General features: G+C 68.8%; 6 protein-coding genes. 2 read left to right on the forward strand and 4 right to left on the reverse strand.

Annotated features, from left to right (window positions below):
* Positions 1-102: 102 nt before the first annotated feature.
* Positions 103-1,362, reverse strand: a complete 1,260-nt coding sequence (locus ACWFR4_RS26350; protein ID WP_453469003.1) for an ABC transporter substrate-binding protein — start codon at positions 1,360-1,362, stop codon at positions 103-105.
* A gap of 71 nt (positions 1,363-1,433) precedes the next feature.
* Here ACWFR4_RS26350 and ACWFR4_RS26355 point away from each other — a divergent pair, with 71 nt between their 5' ends.
* Both ACWFR4_RS26355 and ACWFR4_RS26360 read left to right on the forward strand, forming a co-directional pair.
* Positions 1,434-2,081 (forward strand): TetR family transcriptional regulator, encoded by a 648-nt coding sequence (locus ACWFR4_RS26355; RefSeq protein WP_453654854.1) that lies wholly within the window; start codon positions 1,434-1,436, stop codon positions 2,079-2,081.
* A gap of 64 nt (positions 2,082-2,145) precedes the next feature.
* Positions 2,146-2,910: a glucose 1-dehydrogenase gene (locus ACWFR4_RS26360; protein ID WP_453469005.1), complete on the forward strand. Its 765-nt coding sequence runs from the start codon at positions 2,146-2,148 to the stop codon at positions 2,908-2,910.
* 174 nt (positions 2,911-3,084) lie between these two features.
* Here ACWFR4_RS26360 and ACWFR4_RS26365 read toward each other — a convergent pair whose 3' ends face one another.
* From ACWFR4_RS26365 to ACWFR4_RS26375, 3 genes are all read right to left on the reverse strand, one after another.
* Positions 3,085-3,402 carry a hypothetical protein gene (locus tag ACWFR4_RS26365; RefSeq protein ID WP_453469006.1) on the reverse strand — a complete coding sequence of 106 codons (318 nt, stop codon included), beginning with the start codon at positions 3,400-3,402 and terminating at the stop codon, positions 3,085-3,087.
* Positions 3,403-3,638: 236 nt separating this feature from the next.
* Positions 3,639-3,818 (reverse strand): hypothetical protein, encoded by a 180-nt coding sequence (locus ACWFR4_RS26370; RefSeq protein ID WP_453469007.1) that lies wholly within the window; start codon positions 3,816-3,818, stop codon positions 3,639-3,641.
* A gap of 427 nt (positions 3,819-4,245) precedes the next feature.
* The gene (locus ACWFR4_RS26375; protein WP_453654856.1) at positions 4,246-4,623 is read right to left on the reverse strand and encodes a hypothetical protein; all 378 of its coding nucleotides are present in this window, start codon (positions 4,621-4,623) and stop codon (positions 4,246-4,248) included.
* Between the last annotated feature and the right edge of the window lie 337 nt (positions 4,624-4,960).

Raw genomic sequence — 4,960 nt, forward strand, 5'->3', positions numbered from 1 at the left:
ACAACCAACCCCCCCGGGCCCCGGCGCTCATCGTGGGGGGCGGCCCCCCGCCACCGGCCGCGGGGGCCCGCCCACTCGTCGTTCAGCCGGCCGTCTCGTCGTTCAGTCGGCCGTACGGATCTCCGCGCGGCTCGCCTTCGTGTCCAGGGCCTGCAGCACCGCGCCCGGGTTGCCGCCCCGGACGACCGCCGAGCCGATGTCCTCGCGGATCGCGGCCCGCACGTCGGGCCAGGACGCCTGGTTCACCGGCTGGAACTCCGCCCGCGGCATCTGGTCGATGAACTTCCACAGCGGGCGCTGCGCCGGGTCGGAGCGCAGGGAGTCCGACGCGGACGCCGTCACGGGCAGCGCCGCCTGGCCGCCCCCGTACGTCCGGGCCGACTTACGGCTGTAGAGGTACGTCAGGAACTCGCCGCACTCGGCCTTGCGGCCGTTCCGCTTGAACGCGAGCAGCCAGTCGCTCAGCCCGACCGGCGCCGCCGCGCCCCCGTCCCGCTGCGGGAACGCGGCGTGCGCGTACGGGACCTTCGCCTGGCCGGCCGCGCTCATCAGGACCGGATGGGCGATCATCATGCCGATCTGCCCGCGCAGGAACTGCTCGTACGCGGCCGTCCGGTCGAGGAGCTGGGGCGCGGCGCCGGCCAGGCCCTCGCCGACGAGGTGATCGCGCAGCCAGGTCAGCGTCGCGATGTTGCTGTTGGTCGCGAAGTCGTAGCCGGTGACGCCCGCGTAGGTGCCGCCGCCGGCGAGCAGCCAGGCGAGCGCCTCGTCCTCGGCGGCCTCGGGGCCGAGCTGGAGCCCGTACGGCGTCTTCACGCCCATCGCCTTCAACGCCTGTGCCGCGGTGCGCAGTTCGTCCCACGAGCCGGGCGCGGAGACGCCCGCGCGCTCGAAGAGCGTCGTGTTGTAGAAGAGGCGCGGGGTGCTCGCCATGAACGGGATGCCGTACTGGACGTAGTGCGCCGTGCCCGCCTGGGCGAACGACTGCGTGAAGTCGGCCTGCGTGGGGATGTCGAAGAGCTCCGACACCGGGTAGAGCTTGCGCTGGTCGGCGAACGTCGCGAAGACGTTGGTCTGCGCGATGTCGGGCGCCTTGCCGTCCTTCACCCGCTGGGCGAGGGTCCGGTCCAGCTTGGCGAACGGGATCCGCTCCACATGGACCGTGACGTCCGGCTTCACCTTCTTGTACGCCTTGACGACCTGGTCCCACTGGTCGCCGATCGAGGAACCGACGCTCTGGTCGTAGCTCGCCACCATCAGGTCGAGGGAGGACTTCGACGAGCCGGAACCGCAGCCGCTGACCCCGTAGGCCGCGGCGCCGGCGAGCCCGGCCGTCTGAAGAAGGAAACGTCGCCGCCGCACTGCTCTCGCCCACCCCTTGGTTGCACGCCAGATCGGTGGCAGATTCTGCCACATAGGCATACCATGACTTCATGCCCCGTAGTTCTACGACTGAGACGCTGACGGAACGACGCAAGGCCGCCACCCGCCTCGACATCGCCCGCACGGCGGCGGCGCTCTTCGTGGAGGACGGCCTGCGCGCCACCCGCGCCGAGGACATCGCCCGCGCCGCGGGGGTCGCCCCGCGGACCTTCTACCGCTACTTCGCGACCAAGGAAGAAGCGGTCGCCCCGCTCTTCGCCGCGGGAGCCCAGCAGTGGGCGGAGGCCGTGCGCGACGCCCCATCCGCGCTCTCCGTGCCCGAGGCGCTGCGGCACGCGGTCGCCCGGTCGCTCACCGCGGACGACGCGGCGAACGTGGAATCCCTGGAGTGGGTCAGGTCCCTGCTGCGCATGGCGGCGGAGAGCCCGGCGCTGCAAGCGGTGTGGGGCACCGCCTGCCACGCGTCGGAGGCCACGCTGCTGGCCGTCCTCGAGGAGCGGGTGGGGGGCGGGGGTGACACGGGGGTGCCCCCGTCGCTCGCCCTGCGCTTGGGCGCCGGGGTCGCCTGCACGGCCATTCGCGTAGGCGTGGAGACCTGGGCCGCGAGCGACGCCCCGGCCGGCGGCGAGCTCGGGCCCGCGGCGCTCGCCGCGCGGTGCCTCGCGTCGCTCGGCGACTTCCCGTGGGCCCCGGCCTAGCCCCCGTCCGCGCCCGCACCCCCTGAACTCCCCAGTTCCACCCTCGACTTCTTCTGGAGCACCCGTGAACAACCTCACCGGAAAGACCGTCCTCATCACCGGCGGAGCCCGCGGTATCGGCGCCGAGACAGCGCGCCGCGCCGTCGAGGCCGGTGCCAACGTCGTCGTCACCGACGTCCTGGAGGACGAGGGCAAGGCCCTCGCCGCCAGGCTCGGCGAGCGCGCCCGCTTCATGCGGCACGACGTGACGTCGGAGGAGGACTGGACGGCCGTCGCCGCGTTCGCCACCGCCGAGTTCGGCGGGATCGACGGCCTGGTCAACAACGCGGGCATCTCCACGGGCCAGCCCCTGGAGACGGAGACCGTCGAGCACTTCCGCAAAGTCCTCGACATCAACCTCACCGGCGTCTTCATCGGCATGAAGACGGCCATCAACGCGATGAAGGACAACGGCGGCGGCTCCATCGTCAACATCTCCTCCGCCGCCGGCCTCATGGGCCTCGCCCTCACCGGCTCCTACGGCGCCTCCAAGTGGGGCGTGCGCGGCCTGACCAAGCTCGCCGCGGTCGAGCAGGGCACGGCGAAGATCCGAGTGAACTCCGTGCACCCCGGCATGATCTACACCCCGATGACGGCCCAGCTCGGCATCCAGCAGGGCGACGGCGGATACCCGAACACCCCGATGGGCCGCGTCGGCGAGGCGGACGAGATCGCCAAGGCGACCGTGTTCCTGCTCTCGGACGACTCCTCGTACGTCACCGGCGCCGAGCTCGCCGTGGACGGCGGCTGGACCACGGGCCCGACGGTCAAGTACGTCATGGGCCAGTAAGGGCCGTAGGTGCCGCAGTCGCGGTAGGTACCCCCGAAGGGCCCGGTTCTCCACGAGGAGGCCGGGCCCTTCTGCCTGCACGGCTACGGAGACGCTCGCCGACTCCGCCAAGTACGGGCACCGGCCCCGGCACACCCCCGGCGTTCCGCCACTGGGGCGCTCGCCCGAACCGTGCTACTCGGGCCGAACGTCGTTCAGGCTGTTGACGACAGTCACGGACGGCGGATGTGCAGGCGCAGGCACCTGGATGAGAATGGGGACATAGACTATGTCGCCGTGCCTGAACTCGGCCTTCGCTGAAAACCGGTAGCAGGTGATCTCGTTCGGACTGCTGCGCGCCGCATAGCACCGAAGCGTCGACTTCGTGGGTGCAGCCTGCGACTTCTGCGACAGGGCACCTGATTCACTCGCTGATGCGCTCCATTCGCCGAGCGCAAAACAGCAGGAGGCCGCAGCGACAATGCTGACACTCCGCAATGCTGCCTTCTTCATCCTCATCACCCCGAAATCTGCGAGTGAACTGAGTCGTTCTATCGTCCCACGCCGGCACGACACGCGCGAGGCGCTTCGGGTCCGTCGCGCATGAAAGTCCGTCAAGGACTTCGAAGGAATCCATCACAGATTGCACGACCTTCGGAAAGGATCTCCAGCGTGCGCACCGATCGGGTGACGGTCGTGGGCCGGCTGCAGGCGAGGCCCTCGGGCAGTGGTTCGGGATGTCCGAGGTCTCAACTGCTGCAGTTGGAGGCTTCGTTGGTAGCCCGTTCTGCCGCATCGCCGAGTACGACTGTGTCGTCGACCACGAACAGGAAATCTCCGGCAAGGCCAAACGACACGGAGTGAACATCCAGGCCGTCACCGACTCTGCGGGCGACCTGATCCCACACTCGCCGGCGGCGCTCGGGCACACGACTGAGGATTCTAGTAATCAGTTCACATCGGGCGATGATCTGACACGCCGGCCTGCGCCAACAACTTCCCCGGCAGGATGCTGGGTTGGACGTCAAAGCGATGAATGGGTGATGTTCACGGCGACACTGACCGCTTGGGTGGGGTGCAGCCTCCGACACGCGAGTTTTTATCTAGCATGCAGCCCTGCATCGATATGTGAGCTTGCACAGCTCAGAGTCCGAGGGGAAGAACCTTGCGTAAAATCCAGCGCGTTCTGATCACCGTCGCCGCAGTGGGAAGCTTCGCCGTTGCAGGAATGGGTGTCGCTCACGCGGACGACACCTCGAACAGCTACAACGGCCCGTCCTACAACTTGAACTTGATTAGTCTGCTGGGAGGCCAGACACCTCAGACGCCCCAAACCCCCCAGACGCCGCAGACTCCTCAGACGCCGCAGCTCGTGCAGCAGTCGACGGGAGCCACACGGTTGGATGCCCCATCTCCGGGCGCCGGGGATGAAGCGAATAAGACGCCGAAGACGCCGGAGACGCCGAAGACGCCGAACACCCCCAACACCCCGAACACGCCGAACACGCCGAACACCCCCAACACCCCGAACACGCCGAACACCCCCAACACGCCGAACACGCCGAACACGCCGAACACCCCGAACACGCCGGACCCCGTGAAGAAGGCCTCGAACACGCCGGACCTCCTGAAGGCCCCGAACACGCCGTCGCCGGACCTCCTGAAGAAGGCCCCGAACACGCCGGGCCTCATGAAGGCCCCGAACACGCCGGGCCTCATGAAGGCCCCGAACACGCCGGGCCTTCTGAAGGCCCTCACTACGCTGCTGCAGCCTGGGGGACTGCTCTGAGACCTGACGCCGTAAAGATGGGGCAGCGCAACCTGTTGTTGCGCTGCCCCATCTTTATGTCTTCAGTGACGTCAAGCTCCGCCTCCGCCACCCGGTGTGTTCGGGGTGTTGGGGGTGTTCGGGGTGTTGGCTCCGCCTCCGCCACCCGGTGTGTTCGGGCTGTTGGGTGTGTTGGGGGTGTTGGGAGTGTTGGCTCCGCCTCCGCCACCCGGTGTGTTGGGTGTGTTGGGGGTGTTCGGGGTGTTGGCTCCGCCTCCGCCACCCGGTGTGTTGGGTGTGTTG

This window comes from Streptomyces sp. NPDC055140 (assembly GCF_053607285.1).

Bases quoted from the DNA above. Each gene is read 5' to 3' on its own strand.
- ACWFR4_RS26355 (WP_453654854.1), top strand. From the start codon at position 1,434: ATGCCCCGTAGTTCTACGACTGAGACGCTGACGGAACGACGCAAGGCC.
- ACWFR4_RS26365 (WP_453469006.1), bottom strand. From the start codon at position 3,402: ATGAAGAAGGCAGCATTGCGGAGTGTCAGCATTGTCGCTGCGGCCTCC.